A 22100-nucleotide genomic window follows, 5' to 3' on the forward strand; every position below is an offset into this window, starting at 1 on the left:
ATTAATTCGGCTTGGCTTTTTTTGGGTTGCTGTCAAACATATAGCCAACTTCTCTACGTTGTTTGTCTTCTTCTCGCTCATCCCGCTTTTGCTTTTCCTTATCTTCTTTCTTGGACTTGTAACCGAGCACGGGCAATGGATCAAACCCCTTCCACAGAGGCAACATGGAAAAGAGGGTTAGAAACAAGCTGCCGGCGCGTAAGACCCAAACAACAATGCCGGTGGTGACCGTAACCGTAATACCTGAATAAATCGCTTTTTCGATATTTTTTTCTTCTATCGATTCATCGATATCTGATCTAAGCTTTTTCAGTTCGTTGTTAAAATCAACAATATCTTGATCGCCTATAAACGCATTATCTACTGCGACCAGAGCAGCAAGCGTCGACTCAACACTTTCTGCACTGCCTGAGCGACTAATACCTTCTGCAATCTTTTGTTTATTTTCACCGGCGTCTTTATAATCACTGACCGATTCAAAACTAAGGAGTATTGGCGCCTTACCCAAATTACTTGCAACGCTTACAAGCTCATCCAAATAGAAAGAACTTTCTGATGATCCATTTGTAACGGAGCTTTTCGCTGGCAAAGGTTCAGACTTGATCAAAACTTGGTCGCCTACAATAGGTAATTCTTCCGTCGGTAAACTAACAACCGGCTGTGACTCTACTTCACGCGTAGGCGCTTCCGGCATTATTGAGATAGGTGATTCCGGTGCAATTATAACGGGGGAAAGTAAAGCATTAACTATGTTGATGCTAATAGGGGCTTCAACCCACTCCCCCATATTGTCTGTTGCACGAACTACGACGGTTGTTTGCCCTACCATTTGCGGTTTATAAGATAAAATCAACTCACCAGTTTCGCTGTCAATGGCAACCACCTGGGTTAAATCTGAATTTGAATTATCTTGCACACTATAAATTAAGCTAGAATTCTCATCGACATCGTGAAATATACTAGCCAAGGTAAACGTTGAGTTTTCTTGAGAACCAACCTCGATAGTCGTTTCCGCTACTTCGATTGCCGTGGGCCTATCATTGACCGGATTGACGGTAACGGTAAAGCTAGTATCCGTGCTCGCTCCTTCTGAATCCGTTGCTCGTAATGTGATTGTGCTAGACCCGGCTTGATCTGTCGCATAATTTATTTGTAGCCGTCCGTTTACTACATCCATGCTAGTCACACTTACGAGCTCTTCATTGCTATTATTGACAACTTCATACGTAAGATTGCTATCAGCATCTTCTTCATCTTCAAACGCACCAAAGAGATCAAGAACACTCTGGTCTGTATCTTCCTCTACTGTAATATCGTTAATGCCGGTCGCAAAAGGTTCATCATTAACCGCCGCAATATCGAGCGCAAAAGTGTCAAAAACACTTGCCCCGCCGTTGCCGTCTGAAGCAATTACCTCAATTGAAGTGTTCGCATCATCCATACCATCAGGCGTACCTGAAAAAACCTGTGTTGTTGCATTAAAACTTAACCACGCAGGCAGCAGCCCTCCTCCGGCGAGTTGAGCGCTATAAACTAGAGCATCTCCGTCAGCGTCAAAAAAGGTGTTTGGCGGAACAGCAAATGTAAACAGTGAATCTTCAACAGCGGATTGGTCCATTAGCGGGTTGGCTAAAACCGGCTCATCGTTGACGTTGGCAATCGGTCCAGAGGCCGCCGATACCGGGGCTTCTACCGTGGTGTTGTCGTCGGTGTAGTTCGCTGTCGCCCGTACATATTGCCCAACATCGGCGTCGGTCAGGGTGTAGTCCGCATTGGTCGCACCGGCGATAGCACTCCAGCCGTTGATACCATCGGCGGAGCGTTGCCATTGGTAGGTCTCGCCGGAGAAGCCGTCGTTGTCGGTGATGGTCGCCGTGAGTGTGGCGTTTTCAGTTGCGGTGCCGGTTAGCGCTATCGAGGCGCTGTCGTTGACGTTGGCAATCGGTCCAGAGGCCGCCGATACCGGGGCTTCTACCGTGGTGTTGTCGTCGGTGTAGTTCGCTGTCGCCCGTACATATTGCCCAACATCGGCGTCGGTCAGGGTGTAGTCCGCATTGGTCGCACCGGCGATAGCACTCCAGCCGTTGATACCATCGACGGAGCGTTGCCATTGGTAGGTCTCGCCGGAGAAGCCGTCGTTGTCGGTGATGGTCGCCGTGAGTGTGGCGTTTTCAGTTGCGGTGCCGGTTAGCGCTATCGAGGCGCTGTCGTTGACGTTGGCAATCGGTCCAGAGGCCGCCGATACCGGGGCTTCTACCGTGGTGTTGTCGTCGGTGTAGTTCGCTGTCGCCCGTACATATTGCCCAACATCGGCGTCGGTCAGGGTGTAGTCCGCATTGGTCGCACCGGCGATAGCACTCCAGCCGTTGATACCATCGACGGAGCGTTGCCATTGGTAGGTCTCGCCGGAGAAGCCGTCGTTGTCGGTGATGGTCGCCGTGAGTGTGGCGTTTTCAGTTGCGGTGCCGGTTAGCGCTATCGAGGCGCTGTCGTTGACGTTGGCAATCGGTCCAGAGGCCGCCGATACCGGGGCTTCTACCGTGGTGTTGTCGTCGGTGTAGTTCGCTGTCGCCCGTACATATTGCCCAACATCGGCGTCGGTCAGGGTGTAGTCCGCATTGGTCGCACCGGCGATAGCACTCCAGCCGTTGATACCATCGACGGAGCGTTGCCATTGGTAGGTCTCGCCGGAGAAGCCGTCGTTGTCGGTGATGGTCGCCGTGAGTGTGGCGTTTTCAGTTGCGGTGCCGGTTAGCGCTATCGAGGCGCTGTCGTTGACGTTGGCAATCGGTCCAGAGGCCGCCGATACCGGGGCTTCTACCGTGGTGTTGTCGTCGGTGTAGTTCGCTGTCGCCCGTACATATTGCCCAACATCGGCGTCGGTCAGGGTGTAGTCCGCATTGGTCGCACCGGCGATAGCACTCCAGCCGTTGATACCATCGACGGAGCGTTGCCATTGGTAGGTCTCGCCGGAGAAGCCGTCGTTGTCGGTGATGGTCGCCGTGAGTGTGGCGTTTTCAGTTGCGGTGCCGGTTAGCGCTATCGAGGCGCTGTCGTTGACGTTGGCAATCGGTCCAGAGGCCGCCGATACCGGGGCTTCTACCGTGGTGTTGTCGTCGGTGTAGTTCGCTGTCGCCCGTACATATTGCCCAACATCGGCGTCGGTCAGGGTGTAGTCCGCATTGGTCGCACCGGCGATAGCACTCCAGCCGTTGATACCATTGGCGGAGCGTTGCCATTGGTAGGTCTCGCCGGAGAAGCCGTCGTTGTCGGTGATGGTCGCCGTGAGTGTGGCGTTTTCAGTTGCGGTGCCGGTTAGCGCTATCGAGGCGCTGTCGTTGACGTTGGCAATCGGTCCAGAGGCCGCCGATACCGGGGCTTCTACCGTGGTGTTGTCGTCGGTGTAGTTCGCTGTCGCCCGTACATATTGCCCAACATCGGCGTCGGTCAGGGTGTAGTCCGCATTGGTCGCACCGGCGATAGCACTCCAGCCGTTGATACCATCGGCGGAGCGTTGCCATTGGTAGGTCTCGCCGGAGAAGCCGTCGTTGTCGGTGATGGTCGCCGTGAGTGTGGCGTTTTCAGTTGCGGTGCCGGTTAGCGCTATCGAGGCGCTGTCGTTGACGTTGGCAATCGGTCCAGAGGCCGCCGATACCGGGGCTTCTACCGTGGTGTTGTCGTCGGTGTAGTTCGCTGTCGCCCGTACATATTGCCCAACATCGGCGTCGGTCAGGGTGTAGTCCGCATTGGTCGCACCGGCGATAGCACTCCAGCCGTTGATACCATCGACGGAGCGTTGCCATTGGTAGGTCTCGCCGGAGAAGCCGTCGTTGTCGGTGATGGTCGCCGTGAGTGTGGCGTTTTCAGTTGCGGTGCCGGTTAGCGCTATCGAGGCGCTGTCGTTGACGTTGGCAATCGGTCCAGAGGCCGCCGATACCGGGGCTTCTACCGTGGTGTTGTCGTCGGTGTAGTTCGCTGTCGCCCGTACATATTGCCCAACATCGGCGTCGGTCAGGGTGTAGTCCGCATTGGTCGCACCGGCGATAGCACTCCAGCCGTTGATACCATCGACGGAGCGTTGCCATTGGTAGGTCTCGCCGGAGAAGCCGTCGTTGTCGGTGATGGTCGCCGTGAGTGTGGCGTTTTCAGTTGCGGTGCCGGTTAGCGCTATCGAGGCGCTGTCGTTGACGTTGGCAATCGGTCCAGAGGCCGCCGATACCGGGGCTTCTACCGTGGTGTTGTCGTCGGTGTAGTTCGCTGTCGCCCGTACATATTGCCCAACATCGGCGTCGGTCAGGGTGTAGTCCGCATTGGTCGCACCGGCGATAGCACTCCAGCCGTTGATACCATCGACGGAGCGTTGCCATTGGTAGGTCTCGCCGGAGAAGCCGTCGTTGTCGGTGATGGTCGCCGTGAGTGTGGCGTTTTCAGTTGCGGTGCCGGTTAGCGCTATCGAGGCGCTGTCGTTGACGTTGGCAATCGGTCCAGAGGCCGCCGATACCGGGGCTTCTACCGTGGTGTTGTCGTCGGTGTAGTTCGCTGTCGCCCGTACATATTGCCCAACATCGGCGTCGGTCAGGGTGTAGTCCGCATTGGTCGCACCGGCGATAGCACTCCAGCCGTTGATACCATCGACGGAGCGTTGCCATTGGTAGGTCTCGCCGGAGAAGCCGTCGTTGTCGGTGATGGTCGCCGTGAGTGTGGCGTTTTCAGTTGCGGTGCCGGTTAGCGCTATCGAGGCGCTGTCGTTGACGTTGGCAATCGGTCCAGAGGCCGCCGATACCGGGGCTTCTACCGTGGTGTTGTCGTCGGTGTAGTTCGCTGTCGCCCGTACATATTGCCCAACATCGGCGTCGGTCAGGGTGTAGTCCGCATTGGTCGCACCGGCGATAGCACTCCAGCCGTTGATACCATCGGCGGAGCGTTGCCATTGGTAGGTCTCGCCGGAGAAGCCGTCGTTGTCGGTGATGGTCGCCGTGAGTGTGGCGTTTTCAGTTGCGGTGCCGGTTAGCGCTATCGAGGCGCTGTCGTTGACGTTGGCAATCGGTCCAGAGGCCGCCGATACCGGGGCTTCTACCGTGGTGTTGTCGTCGGTGTAGTTCGCTGTCGCCCGTACATATTGCCCAACATCGGCGTCGGTCAGGGTGTAGTCCGCATTGGTCGCACCGGCGATAGCACTCCAGCCGTTGATACCATCGGCGGAGCGTTGCCATTGGTAGGTCTCGCCGGAGAAGCCGTCGTTGTCGGTGATGGTCGCCGTGAGTGTGGCGTTTTCAGTTGCGGTGCCGGTTAGCGCTATCGAGGCGCTGTCGTTGACGTTGGCAATCGGTCCAGAGGCCGCCGATACCGGGGCTTCTACCGTGGTGTTGTCGTCGGTGTAGTTCGCTGTCGCCCGTACATATTGCCCAACATCGGCGTCGGTCAGGGTGTAGTCCGCATTGGTCGCACCGGCGATAGCACTCCAGCCGTTGATACCATCGACGGAGCGTTGCCATTGGTAGGTCTCGCCGGAGAAGCCGTCGTTGTCGGTGATGGTCGCCGTGAGTGTGGCGTTTTCAGTTGCGGTGCCGGTTAGCGCTATCGAGGCGCTGTCGTTGACGTTGGCAATCGGTCCAGAGGCCGCCGATACCGGGGCTTCTACCGTGGTGTTGTCGTCGGTGTAGTTCGCTGTCGCCCGTACATATTGCCCAACATCGGCGTCGGTCAGGGTGTAGTCCGCATTGGTCGCACCGGCGATAGCACTCCAGCCGTTGATACCATCGACGGAGCGTTGCCATTGGTAGGTCTCGCCGGAGAAGCCGTCGTTGTCGGTGATGGTCGCCGTGAGTGTGGCGTTTTCAGTTGCGGTGCCGGTTAGCGCTATCGAGGCGCTGTCGTTGACGTTGGCAATCGGTCCAGAGGCCGCCGATACCGGGGCTTCTACCGTGGTGTTGTCGTCGGTGTAGTTCGCTGTCGCCCGTACATATTGCCCAACATCGGCGTCGGTCAGGGTGTAGTCCGCATTGGTCGCACCGGCGATAGCACTCCAGCCGTTGATACCATCGACGGAGCGTTGCCATTGGTAGGTCTCGCCGGAGAAGCCGTCGTTGTCGGTGATGGTCGCCGTGAGTGTGGCGTTTTCAGTTGCGGTGCCGGTTAGCGCTATCGAGGCGCTGTCGTTGACGTTGGCAATCGGTCCAGAGGCCGCCGATACCGGGGCTTCTACCGTGGTGTTGTCGTCGGTGTAGTTCGCTGTCGCCCGTACATATTGCCCAACATCGGCGTCGGTCAGGGTGTAGTCCGCATTGGTCGCACCGGCGATAGCACTCCAGCCGTTGATACCATCGGCGGAGCGTTGCCATTGGTAGGTCTCGCCGGAGAAGCCGTCGTTGTCGGTGATGGTCGCCGTGAGTGTGGCGTTTTCAGTTGCGGTGCCGGTTAGCGCTATGCTGCCGATTTCATTTAAACCAGCAATCTGCGCTGACACAGATGATACGGGGGTTTCAGACTCTCCTTGATCGTCGTTGTATGTAGCCGTTACACGAACATACTGATCGACGTCTGTGGCCGTCAGGGTGTAGGTACTGGCAGTAGCACCGCTAATATCGCTCCAACCACCTGCGCCATCGGCACTTGTTTCCCACTGGTAAGTAATACCACCCGAGATACCATCGCCATCAACCACATTTGCTGTGAGATCTTGGCCTTCAGTGAGCGTACCTGAAATCGACACATCACCGACATCATTGACGTTGGCGATCTGCCCGGAAGCACTGGATACTGGCGTTTCAAGTGTGCCCTGGTCATCTGCATAAGTCGCTGTGACTCTCACATATTGGTCGACTTCGGCATCCGTGAGGGTGAGTGCAAATGTTGTCGCGGCCGAAATATCACTCCAATCATCGATACCATCGTCGCTGACTTGCCATTGGTAGCTGATGGTACCAGAATATCCGTCGGCGTCTGAAATGAGCGGGAAAGCGAAATCCCATGTAGTCGCGATTAGCGTTTCATTTTCAGTGGGTGTCCCGGTAAAGCTAATCGTTGCGGGGTTGTTATCGTCAACGTAATTTACGGTAAAAACTCCGGCATCCGTATCGCCATCGTTATCTCGCAATATGTAGTCAAAACTTTCAGTGTCTGAAGATCCTTTGACAACGTCTACAGCATAAAACCTGAAGGCATCACCATCATCCTTTGGTTCAAGTAACAGGTATTGGAAGTCACCACTTACAGCAATTGATTCTGTTTCATAATCTGTGGAGCCACCACCGGCGAGACCAGAATAGAAGCCTGTTTGAACGAGGCTTCCTGAGGCATCGTACGCGGACCACCGAAGCTCTTCATCAGTGCTCATGAAGCTGGTCGTAATATCAACTTCTCGGTATGTGCCTAGGAGGTCTATAACAATGGACTCGTTGACTCCAGCGTTTTTTTCCACGCTGTCATTGGCATCGGCCGGCCCGGCAATCCCCAATCCAGCAGTACTCTGGTACACCGTAACATCCGCATTAGAAAGCGACGTTGCTGTTATATCCCCGCCATCGAGAGGAGAGTTGGCCAAGTTATAGCCATAGAGATCATAAGCGGCTTCCCAGTTATTGGATGCGGTGCTCGCCGACTCTTCCGCGTAATCAGTGACGTAGGTGTAAGTCCCATCCTGATTAAATGTTACATAATTATTATTAACCGTTGTAATGGACAGATTCCCACTACCATCCCAGCCACTATAAACAACCGAGTTATATTCAACTGAGACCAGAGAGCCGGGGTTTTCACCATTCAGCTCATCAGCAATTACGCCGGTTCCACCAGTGCCGTCAATTACATTGCCGGTTACGGTTTCATTTGACCAAATGGTTGTAGTGTCATCGTTAGCGGTAGGAACGGCCAAAAGCCCTTCCCAGCTTTGCGCCGAGGAAACACTGAATAAAGCTTGTACGTTAATCTCACCGTGATTGACTTCGAGGGTCCAATCACCACCTTCTTTTTCACTGCCTGTTGCGTTATCGCTCGCGGCAACATCGGCGTCCGTTAAATTCGCTATATCTTGAACCAACGCAAGGCCTTCATCGTTGGCCGCAAGGTTGCAGCCATAGATTAAGATATCCGCGTCTTCAGTAAGTGCGTTTTTCCAAGAACCAATCTCGCTTTCATGACTTTCGAGAGATGTACTATCAAGGCGCGCGCTGCCCACATGTACTCGCCCCTCGGCTCCATGGGACACAATATGTATTGCCCCCACACCAATCAACTGCTCGAGAGTTGTAGTGATTTGCTCAATACCATTTGCGTTAGCATCGAGTAATATGGTCTCAAATTCGGAGGGAGAGGATTGCGCCAGAATGTCATCAACGAGAGTTTGATAGTTAGCGACCGAGGTATCGACAAAAATGATGGCTTTGCCAGCATAGTCTGTGATTTGTGTGTCGGCTAAGTAAGCAGTTTGCTGCTGTTCGTCTTTTTCGTCCGGTTCCACGGAATCGAGATCGAATACCACAGTCAAATCTGTGTTGGTTGCGGTGTGGGTCAGGTAATCCACTTCCGAATGACCATCATCCAACAATGCAAAATCTGCGGTCGCCGAAAACAGCAACCGGGACTCTAGAGGTTCCGCTATAATACGACGCTTAGGTGATGGCTTCTTCGACATAGCTACATTTTCATGTTGATGAGTGGAGCTGATAACACACTAACTCGACGACATTAAATAACTAGTTAACAACCATTCCCTTGATAATTCAGCTTGTTCCCTGTCAATTGTCACGCACAGCACAGCATATGCAAAGCAACTTTTAATACTTATTAGTTATTAATCTAAAGATCGAAGTGTTATTACCAATTGACAGCGTTATACGATATTTAGCTTCATAGCCCTACGATGCCCGAAAAATTGGCTACGCACTTAAGTCCACTGGGTAGTTCATATCTTGGGTTAGGAATTGAAAGAAGCACACCAAAGGTATTGCTAGGCCCGTCAATTATGCGATCAACACGCACAACTTCGGCGGTATAACTGTCTTTAGCAATAACCAATTCAGGCTTAATAGTGGCAGTCATGCCTTCCTTTATTTTGTTATAGAATTCTGCCGGGGCGAAAACCTCCACACGCAAAGGGTCCAGCTGAACCAACTGTAGAACAGGCTCAAAATAAATATGCTCTCCGGGTTCCTTGTACCGCGCCACAACCATTCCGGAAATCGGGCTGACAATCGTGCGCCGCTCCAAATCTGCCAATGCACGCCTATATTCTAGATCGGCTTGCTTCTTACGATCATGGGCTTGGCGAAGTTGTTGTTGGGCCAACTTATTTTCGGTTTTAGCTTTATCTAATTCCGCAAAAGAAGCTGCTTTTTTCTCGTATAGATCGCTAACACGCTTATAGTTTCTTGCAGAAAATTCAGAAGCCAAATCTTGGGAATCAACGTCACTTTCAAGTTCGGACTGCATCTTCCTTAGGTCAGCGGTGGCAGATTCAAGGGTGGCCTCCAATCTTGCCAATATGTCACCTTTTTTGACGATATCATTCTCATCAACGAGCACCTCGCTCATCACACCTTCAGCAGCACTGCTCACTTCAACAGTAATGTGAGCCTCGATACGACAATTAAGCTCCACAGAATGTGCGTTACTGGCATATGCTGCCGCATGTAAAGCAATAAAAAAGAAAAAATAACGTCTACTAGAATTTGTCAAAATTGTTTTCAAACCTCGCTTCCTTCACAAAACAGATTACGGTTAAATGCTATCCTGCGCTTGTGATGAGTCGAAATCCCTTTGATGGTGCCACTAACAGCTTGTTAAGCCACTACATAGTGCTTCGATAGTAACACCATGTGACCTTAGCGCTCAAATAGGCTCCAATAGATTAGAAGGTACACAAATCGTCCGAAAAGAACCATGTACAGCTTATCGGTAAAGGCGCCTTGCAAAAAAATATGTGCAATCTACTGAGCCGCTTCTCTCCAATATCCCGCCCGTTTACCAAAAATATACTTAAACCAGAAATACCTATTTACTAACCTGCTAACCCACAATCGCCCCAAAACACCCCTAGTTCTGCAACGTGCTAATGAGCAATTGCCTTCCCCTCAGGTATAGTCGTTTTGCAACGGGCTTAGCCGGATGGTAGAACTTTACATAAGCTCGCTCCCCATAGTAACCAAACTTCTTCTCTGCTGGCAATGCAATTTCCAAGAGAAAAATGCGTTCCGTCGTTTTTTTCATTTGCTCGTCACCTTTATCTATAACTATTGAGCCACCACCACCGGTTCCCAATATTGCACTGGGCAAATCGTAAGTTCCCCCTGGAACCTCGCTCACAACTTCACCGTATAGTGACTTTTCTGGACGACTCGCTAGCCTAACTTTAATCTTTTCAGTACTACTGCGCACCAATCCGACCGCTTCCTGCGTTAGTGCAACACGTACTTTAGGGGTTGCCTCGTTAGCGATAACACCCAAAATATCACCCTGTCGCATATAATATCCGGGCATTTTATGCGACCTAGTTAGCTTAAAATGCCCTTTGCTTTTGCTTTTCACAACGAGGTTTTGGACTTGCAATTTTAAATGGCGAATTTCCAGCGCAATTGTCTTCAAATCCTCTTCGAATAACTGGGATTGCGATAAATCTTGATTCCAGGCCTGCTGTTGACGTACCCGATACTCTTTATACGCGGCTTTTTTAGATTGTAATTCAGTACTCAGCTCTGGGTTTGATAAGCGGAACAAAGGTTGCCCCACCTCCACCCAATCTCCATTCTCGACTAACACTTCGACAATCAGCCCCGAAGTTTCTGCGCGCACCATCGCATCTTGCGGCAACCAAAGCACACCTTGCACACTGGTTGATTGAGGTATGGGCACATAAGAGACGAACATGCCCAGTACGAAAAAGAAGGCAACAACAGAGAAAATCGCTCGCCGTCGTGTTTTATGCAGTTCCTTGTCAGCAAACAAATAAAGAAAGTATTTGAAACAAGGAAACGCAAATTGAAAAAAGACAATCCAGCACGCCAAGGCCAGAGCAAGCTTTGGAAAGCTAAGAGCAACAATATATACTATTGTTGCCAGTATAAATAAACGATAGAAGAATGCGGCAACAGAATAAAATGTAAGACCCAACGCTTCCTTACGGGACGTGGCTGGCGAGTACAACCCATGAACGCCGTAGCCGAAACGTTTAACAACATAACGGAACTGATTTTGAGCCCGTGTAGCCAAATTAGGCTGGTCTATGAAATCACAAAGGAGATAATAGCCATCAAAACGCATCAGGGGGTTCCCGTTAAAAAACAAGGTTGATACGCTGCCAATTAATACGATATTGAATAAAACATCCTTTAAAACTCCACCCTGCACATTTAGCCAAGCGATTAAAGCAAGAGACGCTAAAAATAATTCAACGGCCATTCCGGCCGCGCTCACCATTAGCCTTTGCTGTTTGCTGCCAAATGCCGTTGCTGCTGTTGCATCCACATACGGCAGTGGTGTTCCCAGTATAAAAACCACACCAAATTCATACACATTGCCCCCCCAAACTTTGGTGAAAAGGCCGTGTCCAAGCTCGTGAAGAACCTTTAATACCGGGTAGGTTAACCAGAGTAAAAATAGATTTTGCGGCGATAGTATATGTGCTAGCTGTCTGGAACTTATTTCCGACCAGTGACTGCCTACCTGCAATAGCGCATAACTTACGATCAACAGCCAAAAAACACCCATTGTCGGCGTTGCCAGTAGGCGAGCCAAAGGTAAAAGACGGTCGAGCAACCGATCTGGGTTAAAGAGCTGTATCCTCCATGTAAACGGGCTCTTAAGTAACTGACTCCAATACTGCCAACGCTTATGTCGTTTGCGCTTAAATAATTCTTGAGTGTTGGGCGGAAAATCGCAGATCAACAAATCCGCCACATACAAATACTGAAGAAGCTCAATCAAATCTTCCCGGGTAGCAATATCCTCGAGGTTATTACCTGGATTGGCTACGGCTGAGGCCTCAATAATTTGATCTAGAGAGTTACGACCATCCATAAAACCGATCAAACGGTACGCCAAACCATTAAATCGATGAAAGCGACCATTTAGTTTATCGTGCAGCAAGTACCATGTTTCACCATTATATTCACGCAACTGAATATGTGTATGTCGCGGTATAGACGGTTTGAGCTTGTTTAGCTGTGGCCAATTACTGTTATATGTCATTAGGTATCATTTAAATTCTAGAACCAGAAGAACAATCGAAGCCAATTCCATGCCTCGTGAAACCAAACCCACCCCAACGCTCTTTTCTCAATAGAGATCTTCCCTGTACCCGTCATCCCGGGACGCAACAACTCTGTTGAGGATATGAGCCTGGCCTCCAACTTAAAATAGTTTTTTCCATCTCGCAATTCACTAATAGGGGTAATACGCTCAATTTCGAACTGGAAATCTTCTCCTGGCAAGCTTGCCAAAGTAAGCTTGCCAAGCTGCTTCGATTTAACAAAAGCTATATTTTTTTCATGCACATAAATTTGAACAAAAAAAGCTCCCTCATCAGCAATTTCAAATAAAACCTCACCCTGAGTTGTTGGTGCACCCAGTACCTGGCTAATATCGTCAGATATAATCATGCCTTCCATCGGCGATTTTAGACGTGTGCGCTGTAATTTTTGCTCGATCAAACTCAACTCTGCTTTACCCTGATCTACTCGAGAACCTAGAATCGCGGTTTGAGAACGGTCTCCACTGACAAACGCACTGTCATATTCCATTTGATATTGATGGAGCTGACTAGAGACAATCCTTCTTTCCAATATAAGGTCGTCATCTTTTAGCGACACCAGTAACTGATCTTTTTTTACTCTATCGCCAGGTTTTACGTGAACGGCACCAATAAACCCATCATGGGGAGATACTACCAAATACCTATTAGTACTCTGTAACACAGCGTCACCCGCGACAGAATAACCCACAGGAATAAACAAAATAATTAAAAAGCTCAAAACTCCTATCGCAATAGCCTTTTCTAGCGGATGGTCGGCACCAAAACAACGATGTAAAAAATGAACAATTTTGTGCCAAAACTTTTGTTTCATGCCTAATCGTGCTTGCAACTTCAAATCGAGAATAGATCCAATTAAAGTTAAGCACCTTTCAATATAATTACGGACATCTTCAGTAATATGATTGGTTTTAGTCTGCTCTATGGTTAAAGCACCCAGAATTTGCTCACCTTTACGAACAAGGAAAGTCGCAGCACTATTCAGACGATGGTCCTCGATCAAACGATGGTGGCAACGAGAAACTAAGCCGGTATTAGTATTCTCCTCGTCGACCAAGCTGAACTGAATATTTGATCTTTGATTAGTACTTTCATACATTGCCGCAATAATATTCTGCATCGCTTGCGTACGTGAATCGAAGCTTGCAGAAAATGAAACGGCTGTGAGATGGACTTTCCGTGAATCTAGGATTCCCATAGACACCCGGTCAAATTGCAGGTGCGACGCAATATAGTTAACCACGGCTATCGCCATTTCGTCGATAGATTTTTCCTTGAGCGCAAGAGTCAAAAAACTAATCATTTGCCCAGATTCTTGGTATTGAACCAAGGTAGTACCTATTGTTTCAACTTCGTTTTCATAAAGAATGAACTGCAGCCAAGTTATTCCCCATTGCAATATTTTGACTACGGCTTGCATATCTTTGCTGTTCATTTTGTCCGTATGTATAACTATAGCGCCCCAAAAATCGCCATCGACTAATACGGGATAACCCAAATATACGTATTCCCCCTCGCTTTCTGCCTTCTCAAGATGAATCCTTTTTTTAGACATCACTCCTTCAGCCGCCAATAGCATTGATTTTTCAATGGATTTCTTCTCTGGCCAGCAAGCCATGAGGGTCTGCCCGCCTTTACTGGTATGCTTTACCAGCAATCCGGCGGAACAATTGGTGATCATTTGGCATTCAAGCTTTAACCAAAGCTTAAGCAGCGGTCGCAGTAGATTCATCAGTACTGTTTACTTTATTTTGGGTACTGATCGATTCTGACTGAATTTGGATTAAAAAACAAACATACATGGCAAATACACCTGCAACACTAACGGTCAAAAAGCCTAATTTCGGACAAAACAGCTAAGCCACCCTGCTCATGTACGGCTGCGATTTGGAAGACGAATTTTTTGAATTAAGACAAACAGAGAAATAGTGATGATGGTCTGCTGTAACCAAAAACCCCATAGCGGCCAGCACAGCGATTATCTTCCGAAATCAGACCCCATCTCTAGCCAGAGAACATCCACTTAATTACCATAATTGGCATACCTCTGTCCAAAAAGTCACAGCCAACTACGAGCATGCAGCCACTCTCCAAATTCCAGTATGGATTCAACAAAAGCAAACTCATCGAGAATCAACTCTTAAGTACATCGGTACTCGGGGCGGAAGCGGCATGCATAGCTGTTCACCGTGGCTACACGAAACTGGGGCTGGAGCAAACAGTCTGTCTTATCGAGGATATACGCCGGCTTTGGTCGATCAACAAAACCGGATTTTGAAGGAGTTGCCCTCATACGAGGACTATTGCGAATACAACAATATCTGCAGATTCACAATCAGTGATAAAATTACGACTGAAAACTGCGATCTAAAGGTGAGCAAATTAAAACAACAATGAATGAAATTCAATGCGCGTACATCCTTGCGAGTAGTGCACCCTAACAGAAAGAATCTTGCTGGGTAGGCGAACAAACAGACCTCGAAAACTCCGATTGATACAAAATTAGAACGCGTTACATGCTTTAGCGAAGACAAGTTGTCACGCTGACACCTCGTAGTCCCAGTCCCATAAAAATCGAGCTAGGCCAGGACGTTCAACTCATCCAATTTTTTTAACTGCGGTTTACCCGGTTTAAACCGTTGAGCGCGGCGACCCTATAGGCTTCGGCCATCGTAGGATAATTAAAAGTACTGGTAGCGAAATAATCAATTTTATTCGCCTCACCTGGCTGATCCATAATTGCTTGACCGATATGAACAATTTCTGAGGCCTCAGCACCAAAGCAATGTATGCCCAAAATTTCGTGCGTATCAATATGGAAAAGAATTTTCAGCATGCCTTCATCTTCGCCACTGATCTGACCACGAGCGGTATCTTTAAAAAAAGCTCGACCAACCTCATACGGAATCTGCTCCGACGTAAGCTCAAATTCAGTTTTGCCGACGGAGCTAATTTCAGGAATGGTATAAATACCAGTAGGTGCGTTTTCAACAAACCGAACTTTACGCCCCAAAATGGAATCTACGACTGAGCGCCCTTGATCATAGGAGGCGCTGGCTAAACTCGGCCAACCAATAACGTCACCTGCGGCATAAATATTTTTAATCAATGTGCGGTATTCTTTGTCGACCGAAATTTGACCGCGATGGTTTGCTTCCAGCCCGACTTTATCCAAGCCTAGATCTGTATTACCCGAACGGCCATTACACCAGAGCAAAGCATCGGCACGGATACGCTTACCGGATTTCAATTTTAAGGTCACACCCTTGTCGCCACACTCGACTTCATCATGAGCCTCATTGTGACGAACCATGACACCATTACCACGCAAGTGGTAACTCAAGGCGTCACTTATCTCATCGTCAAGAAATGACAATAATCGTTCTCGTGAATTGATCAAATCGACCTTCAAACCTAGGCCAGAAAAAATTGAAGCGTACTCACAGCCTATTACCCCTGCGCCAAAAATAATGAGGGTGCGGGGTGTATGCTGCATGGTGAGAATTGTGTCACTGTCGTAGACTCGCGGGTGTGAAAAATCGATATCGTCTGGATGATAAGGACGCGAACCCGTTGCGATTAATATGTTTTTCGCGTTCAGGACATCTTTCGAACCCTGAACATCAACCACCTCAATCTGCGTTTCATTTAAAAAGCTTGCCCTACCCTCATGTACTTGAATACGATTACGACTAAAGAATTCGGTGTGAAGCTTTACCTGTTTTGGAATAACCTCAGACGCCGCAGCCAATATTCTTGGGTAGGTTAATGGCTGATTATCGGCAATATGTCGGAACAACGGATGTGACTTGTAGCGAATCGCTTGCTTTACAGCATTTCTTAAGGCTTTTGATGGAATAGTCCCTTTATGGGTACAATTCCCACCAAGCTGTGCCTGCAGCTCAACCACGCCAACCTTCAAATTATTTTTTGCTCCAGCCATAGCCGCGGATTCACCCGCAGGACCAGCACCAATTACCAAAAGGTCGTATTCGTAGTCGGCCATATTCGTTGCGTTACCCTTTTTTCGTAATCCTAGTTAGCGTCTATTTCTTCTGTGTCGCATCGTAAGCAAGATCGGCTTTGGCCGTTTCACCTGCATTGGCCTGGCGCTCCTGCTCATCTTCACACTTCTGTGTATTGCCGCCACAAATCTCACAGTTACTATCAATTCCAACAGCGGATAACCCACCACAAGAACCTTTGATCGGCTTGTCGCTTAAAATTACGCCAATGGCCATACCTGCAACCACGAGCAATAAAACGATAAAAGCTAGAAAATAAACAATCATAATGTCACGCGATACTGGCTAAATTCCGGTGTAGCCTTAGTTATAAAACCGTCCTTGTGTCTAATAATAAAATACGCTGCAATTTTTTTGTTAACGGCAAGCGTATAGCCGCTGTCTGGCCCCAATACATTAATTGCAGTTGCCAGCGCATCCGCTTTGGCGGCACTGGCAGCAACTACGGTAACAGAAGCAAGGGTATGGGCGATTGGGTAGCCCGTAGAAGGGTCGATGGTATGTGAAAATCGCCTGCCCTCGACTTCAAAATAATTGCGGTAATCGCCCGAAGTGGCAATACCACCTTTAAGCGTTGTAACCGCCTCAATAACACCCGTTTGCGCTAGGGTCGGTTGCTCTACACCGATTCTCCACCCAACGCCCGAAGCATTGTTACCCGCCAAGGCTATCTCGCCTCCCAGCTCGACCATGTAATCGCTAATACCGTGGTGCTCTAGAAGCTCAGCAACGGCATCGGCCCCATAGCCTTTTGCTACGGCAGAAAGGTCTATATACACGTTCGCTGTTTTTGTCACCTGCAATCGCTCTTTGTCTAGAGCGATATGCTGGTAACCAACCTGCGCGAGAGTTTGTTCAATCTTGGCAGGCTCTGGCTGTTGGTCTTTCTGCTCAGTTGGACCAAACCCCCACAAATTAACCAATGGTCCGACAGTAATATCAAAAGCACCACTCGATAGATCACTCACTGCACGACTCAAAGAGAGCACTGAAAATAACTGCTCTGACACAACAGTAGGCTTGTTGGCCTCCACTCTATTCAGTAACGACAGTTCTGAATCCACGATGTAGGTGGACATCACTTGGTTAATATTTTCTAGTAGCTTATCCACTTCAATTTGAAGTGGATTTTCCACAATATTAACACCCGGCTTTACTACAGCGGTTATATGGTAGGTCGTACCCATGGTTCGACCTTCCAGTGTGTACACCCGCTGCTTTACCGACTGCTCGCAACCCAATAGCGCAAAAAAACAAAGCGAGACCAGAACAACCGGACTCGCTTTGTTTAAGGCTTTTATAAAAAAGCGAGACTGTAAATACATACGTAATTTCAGCCCTTAACCGCCAAAATCATCAAGTAAAATATTATCATCCTCAACACCAAGATCTTTTAACATCTTGATCACCGCTGCATTCATCATCGGAGGTCCACACATATAGTACTCACAATCCTCTGGCGCTGAGTGATCGCGCAGGTAATTTTCGTACAACACATTGTGAATAAAGCCTGTCATGCCATCCCAGTTGTCTTCTGGTTGCGGGTCTGAAAGAGCGACATTCCAGGTGAAGTTTTTATTCTCTTCGGCCAATTTGTCGTATTCTTCTTGGTAAAACATTTCCCGCAAGGAGCGAGCACCGTACCAAAAAGATATTTTGCGATCGGTATTAACGCGCTGTAATTGATCAAAAATATGCGATCGCATAGGCGCCATACCAGCACCACCACCGATAAACACCATTTCGGCATTGGTTTCCTTTGCAAAGAATTCACCGAATGGGCCATACACCTTTATTTTGTCGCCAGGCTTCATGTTAAAAACATAGGAAGACATGATTCCAGGGGGAATGCCCTGTGAGCGAGGTGGCGGCGTGGCAATTCGAATGTTGAATTTAACAACCCCTTTTTCTTCGGGGTAATTCGCCATGGAATAAGCCCGAATCGTCGGCTCAGCCACTTTTGATTCCAAATTAAAGAAACCAAAATGCTCCCAATCTCCACGGTATTCCGGCTCAATCTCAAAGTCGGAATACTTAACATTGTGTGGGGGGCATTCCAACTGAACGTATCCACCCGCACGAAAATCTACATGCTCGCCTTCGGGAAGCTTCAGGGTAAGCTCTTTAATAAAGGTGGCAACGTTAGGATTGGACTCAACGGTACATTCCCACTGTTTTACACCAAACACCTCTTCATCTACTTCCACCTTCATACTTTCTTTAACAGCTACCTGACAGCTCAGACGCCAACCTTCACGTTCTTGATGCTTGGTGAAATGCGATTCTTCAGTTGGCAACATAGAGCCGCCTCCTTCAGACACCTTACACGAACACTGTGCGCAGGTTCCGCCGCCACCGCAGGCCGAAGCTAAGAAAATATTATTGGCTGCTAGGGTTTGAAGCAATTTGCCACCGGCGGGAACGGTAATGGTTTTTTCGCCATTAATTTCGATGTTTACATCACCGGAATTCACCAGCTTTGAGCGAGCGCCGATAATAATAAGCACGAGCGCCAACACAATTACGGTAAACATAACCACGCCAAGGATGATTTCTATATTCATACTCGTTTTCTTCCTCGTGGGTTAAAGTGATATGCCGCCGAAGGACATGAAGCCCAACGACATCAAACCAACGACAATAAATGTAATACCCAGACCCTCAAGGCCTTTAGGTACATCGCTATATTTCATTTTTTCGCGGATACCTGCCAGAGCGGTAATAGCTAAGGCCCAACCTACGCCAGAGCCTGCACCGTATACAACACTCTCGCTAAAGTTGTAGTCGCGCTCGACCATAAACAATGAGCCACCGAGGATGGCGCAGTTTACGGTTATCAGTGGCAGGAAAACGCCAAGTGCGTTGTAAAGCGCTGGTACATACTTATCTAGGAACATTTCCAGAATTTGAACTAAAGCCGCAATAACGCCGATATAGGTAATCAGGCCAAGGAAACTCAAGTCCACCTCTGGAAGCCCTGCCCAAGCAAGAGCGCCCTCGGCAAGGAAGTAGGTATAAAGCAAATTATTGACAGGCACCGTAATTATTTGCACAACAACAACCGCAACGCCCAAACCTAAAGCTGCCTCAACCTTCTTGGATACCGCTAGAAAAGTACACATCCCCAAAAAGAATGCCAACGCCATATTTTCAATGAAAATCGAGCGTACGAATAAAGCAATAAGCTCTTCCATTACACGGCCTCCTGTGCGTTTTTGGAGTTAGGGGCAATTTTAAAATCTGCTTGCTCAACCTGTCCTTTCTTATATGCGCGAATAGCCCAAATAAACAAACCGATGAGAAAGAATGCACTCGGTGGCAACAGAAGCATACCATTGGGCACATACCAACCGCCGTTATTAACCGTTTGCATCAGCTCTACGCCAAACAATGCACCAGCACCAAACACTTCTCTCACCAACGCCAGAGCAATTAGCATTGCGCTATACCCAAGTCCATTCCCAAATCCGTCTAGCGCACTCGCCAACGGTGGATTTTTCATGGCAAAGGCTTCTGCTCGGCCCATTACAATGCAGTTGGTAATAATTAAACCAACAAAGACTGAAAGCTGCTTACTGATATCGTAGGCAACAGCTTTTAGCACTTGATCAACCAAGATAACCAGCGAGGCAATGACAATCATCTGCGCAATGATGCGGATATTACTCGGAATATGGTTCCGAATAATAGAAACGAACAAGTTTGAAAAAGTCACAACCGTGGTAAGCGCAATACACATTACCATGGTCACTTTCATACTACTGGTAACGGCCAGCGCAGAACAGATGCCAAGAATCTGCAAACCGATGGGATTGTTGTCCAGAATTGGCTTAAATAAAAGCTCTTTTACTTTCATGGATTATGCCTCCCCCGCTTTCAGATTTTTCAGGAAAGGCCCATAACCATTAGAACCTAACCAGAACTTCATCATGTTATCGACACCCACACTGGTAAGCGTTGCGCCGGACAAGCCGTCAACTTTATGTTCAGCACCAGCTGAGCCGGGAGCAACACTACCTTTAATCACAGAAATGGCAACGTCACCATTGCGGCTATAGAGCTTCTTGCCTTGCCACAAACCTTTCCAGCGCGGGTTGTCTACTTCAGCCCCTAACCCTGGCGTTTCTTTGTGGTCGTAATACCCCAAACCAACAACCGTATTCATATCGGACTCAACCGCTAGAAAACCATACAAGGTTCCCCAAAGACCATAACCAGAGACGGGAAGAACAACGGTCTGAAGCCCACTATCGTCGTTAACTAAATACACCTTGGCGTACTTTTCACGGCGTGAAAGGCCGGCAATATCATCTTTCGAACTCAAAACATCAGATAACTGCGGGTCTTTCACGGCTTTTCGCTGATCAAAATTCACAGCGTCTATGTCATCGTTAAACTTACCGGTTTGTAGGTCTACAATACGTGTTTCTATCAGTTCAAACTGTTCATCAATATTCTTATCTTCATCTAGCAAGCCTGCTGCCAGTAGAATGTTGCGCTTAAAATCTAACTGCTTATTCGCAATTTGAGCAGGTTTAAGTAAAACTGAAGCAGTGGAAACGACCACAGAGCAGACGATACACAGCAACAATGCGACCGTTAAGGTCTTCTTAATCGTATCATTATTAGCCACGTGCTAACCTCCGCTTGATGTTGGACTGAACAACAAAGTGGTCAATGAGTGGTGCAAACAAGTTAGCAAAAAGTATCGCTAACATCATGCCCTCAGGGAAAGCAGGGTTTACTACTCGAATAGTGATAACCATGAACCCTATCAAACCACCAAACCACCACTTACCGGTGTTAGTCATGGATGCTGACACAGGGTCAGTTGCCATAAAGAACAGACCGAAGGCATACCCCCCTAGCACCATGTGCCACCAAAATGGCATGGCGAACATTGGGTTTGATTCGGCATTACCTAAAACGTTATAGATTAACGTGGTAACAATGGTGGCAATAAGCACACCCAAAACAATACGAAGTGAGGCAATGCTGGTGAATACGAGCGCGCAACCGCCAACAATAAGCGCCAATGTAGACGTTTCACCAATCGACCCTTGCTGCTGCCCAAAGAAAGCATCCAACCAGGTCATTTGAGAATTCAGTACGTCCATACCTTGCTGAGCAACAACGGATAACGCTGTTGCGCCCGTGTAGCCATCAACCGCAGTCCATACGGCATCACCCGACATAGACGCCGGATATGCAAAGAACAGAAAGGCTCGACCGGTAAGCGCTGGATTAAGGAAGTTTTTACCGGTACCGCCGAACACCTCCTTGCCAAGCACCACACCAAAACTAATACCGAGCGCTGCTTGCCATAATGGTAAGTCCGGAGGACAAGTTAAGGCGAACAGAATTGATGTAACGAAGAAACCTTCGTTAATTTCATGCCCACGCTTAATTGCAAACAGCACCTCCCAAAATCCACCTACAGCAAACGCCACGACGTAGATAGGAAGGAAGAACGCGGCACCGTAGATAAAATTATCCCAGATGCTGCTTGGATCATGCCCGGCTAACGCCGCAATAATGACGCCTCGCCAACCTTCAATGCCGGTTGCACCCATTTCAGCAAGAATCGTATTGGACTGCCAGCCGAGGTTGTACATGCCATAAAACATCGCTGGGAACACACATAACCACACGGTGATCATCACACGCTTGAGGTCTACACCATCGCGAACATGTGCGGTGGTTTTGGTGACATCATTGGGCTGGAATAACATGGTGTCTGCGGCTTCATAAAGCGCGTACCATTTTTCAAGCTTTCCGCCTTTGTGAAAATGCGGTTCGAGACTATCAAGGACATTACGTAAAACCTTCAT

12 protein-coding genes are annotated in these 22100 nt (G+C 48.6%); all 12 read right to left on the reverse strand.

Annotation, left to right across the window (positions count from 1 at the left end):
- Position 1: 1 nt before the first annotated feature.
- The gene (locus H5336_RS00935; RefSeq protein ID WP_185230518.1) at positions 2–8632 is read right to left on the reverse strand and encodes a DUF8696 domain-containing protein; all 8631 of its coding nucleotides are present in this window, start codon (positions 8630–8632) and stop codon (positions 2–4) included.
- 215 nt (positions 8633–8847) lie between these two features.
- Positions 8848–9687, reverse strand: coding sequence for an efflux RND transporter periplasmic adaptor subunit (locus tag H5336_RS00940; RefSeq protein WP_246438988.1), 840 nt, complete (start codon positions 9685–9687; stop codon positions 8848–8850).
- Between the two features lie 345 nt (positions 9688–10032).
- Positions 10033–11508, reverse strand: coding sequence for an efflux RND transporter periplasmic adaptor subunit (locus H5336_RS23570; RefSeq protein ID WP_313555660.1), 1476 nt, complete (start codon positions 11506–11508; stop codon positions 10033–10035).
- 692 nt (positions 11509–12200) lie between these two features.
- Entirely contained in the window at positions 12201–13976 is a 1776-nt protein-coding gene (locus H5336_RS00950; protein WP_185230522.1) for an efflux RND transporter periplasmic adaptor subunit, read from the reverse strand.
- An 879-nt stretch (positions 13977–14855) separates the two neighbouring features.
- Entirely contained in the window at positions 14856–16250 is a 1395-nt protein-coding gene (sthA, locus tag H5336_RS00955; protein ID WP_185230524.1) for a Si-specific NAD(P)(+) transhydrogenase, read from the reverse strand.
- Positions 16251–16290: 40 nt separating this feature from the next.
- Positions 16291–16536, reverse strand: coding sequence for a (Na+)-NQR maturation NqrM (nqrM, locus tag H5336_RS00960; protein WP_185230526.1), 246 nt, complete (start codon positions 16534–16536; stop codon positions 16291–16293).
- The gene (locus H5336_RS00965; RefSeq protein WP_185230528.1) at positions 16533–17594 is read right to left on the reverse strand and encodes an FAD:protein FMN transferase; all 1062 of its coding nucleotides are present in this window, start codon (positions 17592–17594) and stop codon (positions 16533–16535) included. Before H5336_RS00965 ends, nqrM begins: the two co-directional genes overlap by 4 nt.
- Positions 17595–17609: 15 nt before the next feature.
- The gene (gene nqrF / locus H5336_RS00970) at positions 17610–18833 is read right to left on the reverse strand and encodes an NADH:ubiquinone reductase (Na(+)-transporting) subunit F (protein WP_185230530.1); all 1224 of its coding nucleotides are present in this window, start codon (positions 18831–18833) and stop codon (positions 17610–17612) included.
- 21 nt (positions 18834–18854) lie between these two features.
- A complete protein-coding gene (nqrE, locus tag H5336_RS00975) occupies positions 18855–19463 on the reverse strand; it encodes an NADH:ubiquinone reductase (Na(+)-transporting) subunit E (RefSeq protein WP_185230532.1) in 609 nt (202 codons plus the stop codon).
- Positions 19463–20125: an NADH:ubiquinone reductase (Na(+)-transporting) subunit D gene (locus tag H5336_RS00980; protein ID WP_185230534.1), complete on the reverse strand. Its 663-nt coding sequence runs from the start codon at positions 20123–20125 to the stop codon at positions 19463–19465. The genes nqrE and H5336_RS00980 overlap by 1 nt, the downstream gene beginning before the upstream one ends.
- Before the next feature lie 3 nt (positions 20126–20128).
- A complete protein-coding gene (locus H5336_RS00985) occupies positions 20129–20902 on the reverse strand; it encodes a Na(+)-translocating NADH-quinone reductase subunit C (RefSeq protein WP_185230536.1) in 774 nt (257 codons plus the stop codon).
- Positions 20895–22100, reverse strand: a complete 1206-nt coding sequence (locus H5336_RS00990) for an NADH:ubiquinone reductase (Na(+)-transporting) subunit B (RefSeq protein ID WP_185230538.1) — start codon at positions 22098–22100, stop codon at positions 20895–20897. The genes H5336_RS00985 and H5336_RS00990 overlap by 8 nt, the downstream gene beginning before the upstream one ends.

Origin of the sequence: Teredinibacter franksiae (genome assembly GCF_014218805.1) — a bacterium.
Classification (GTDB): domain Bacteria; phylum Pseudomonadota; class Gammaproteobacteria; order Pseudomonadales; family Cellvibrionaceae; genus Teredinibacter; species Teredinibacter franksiae.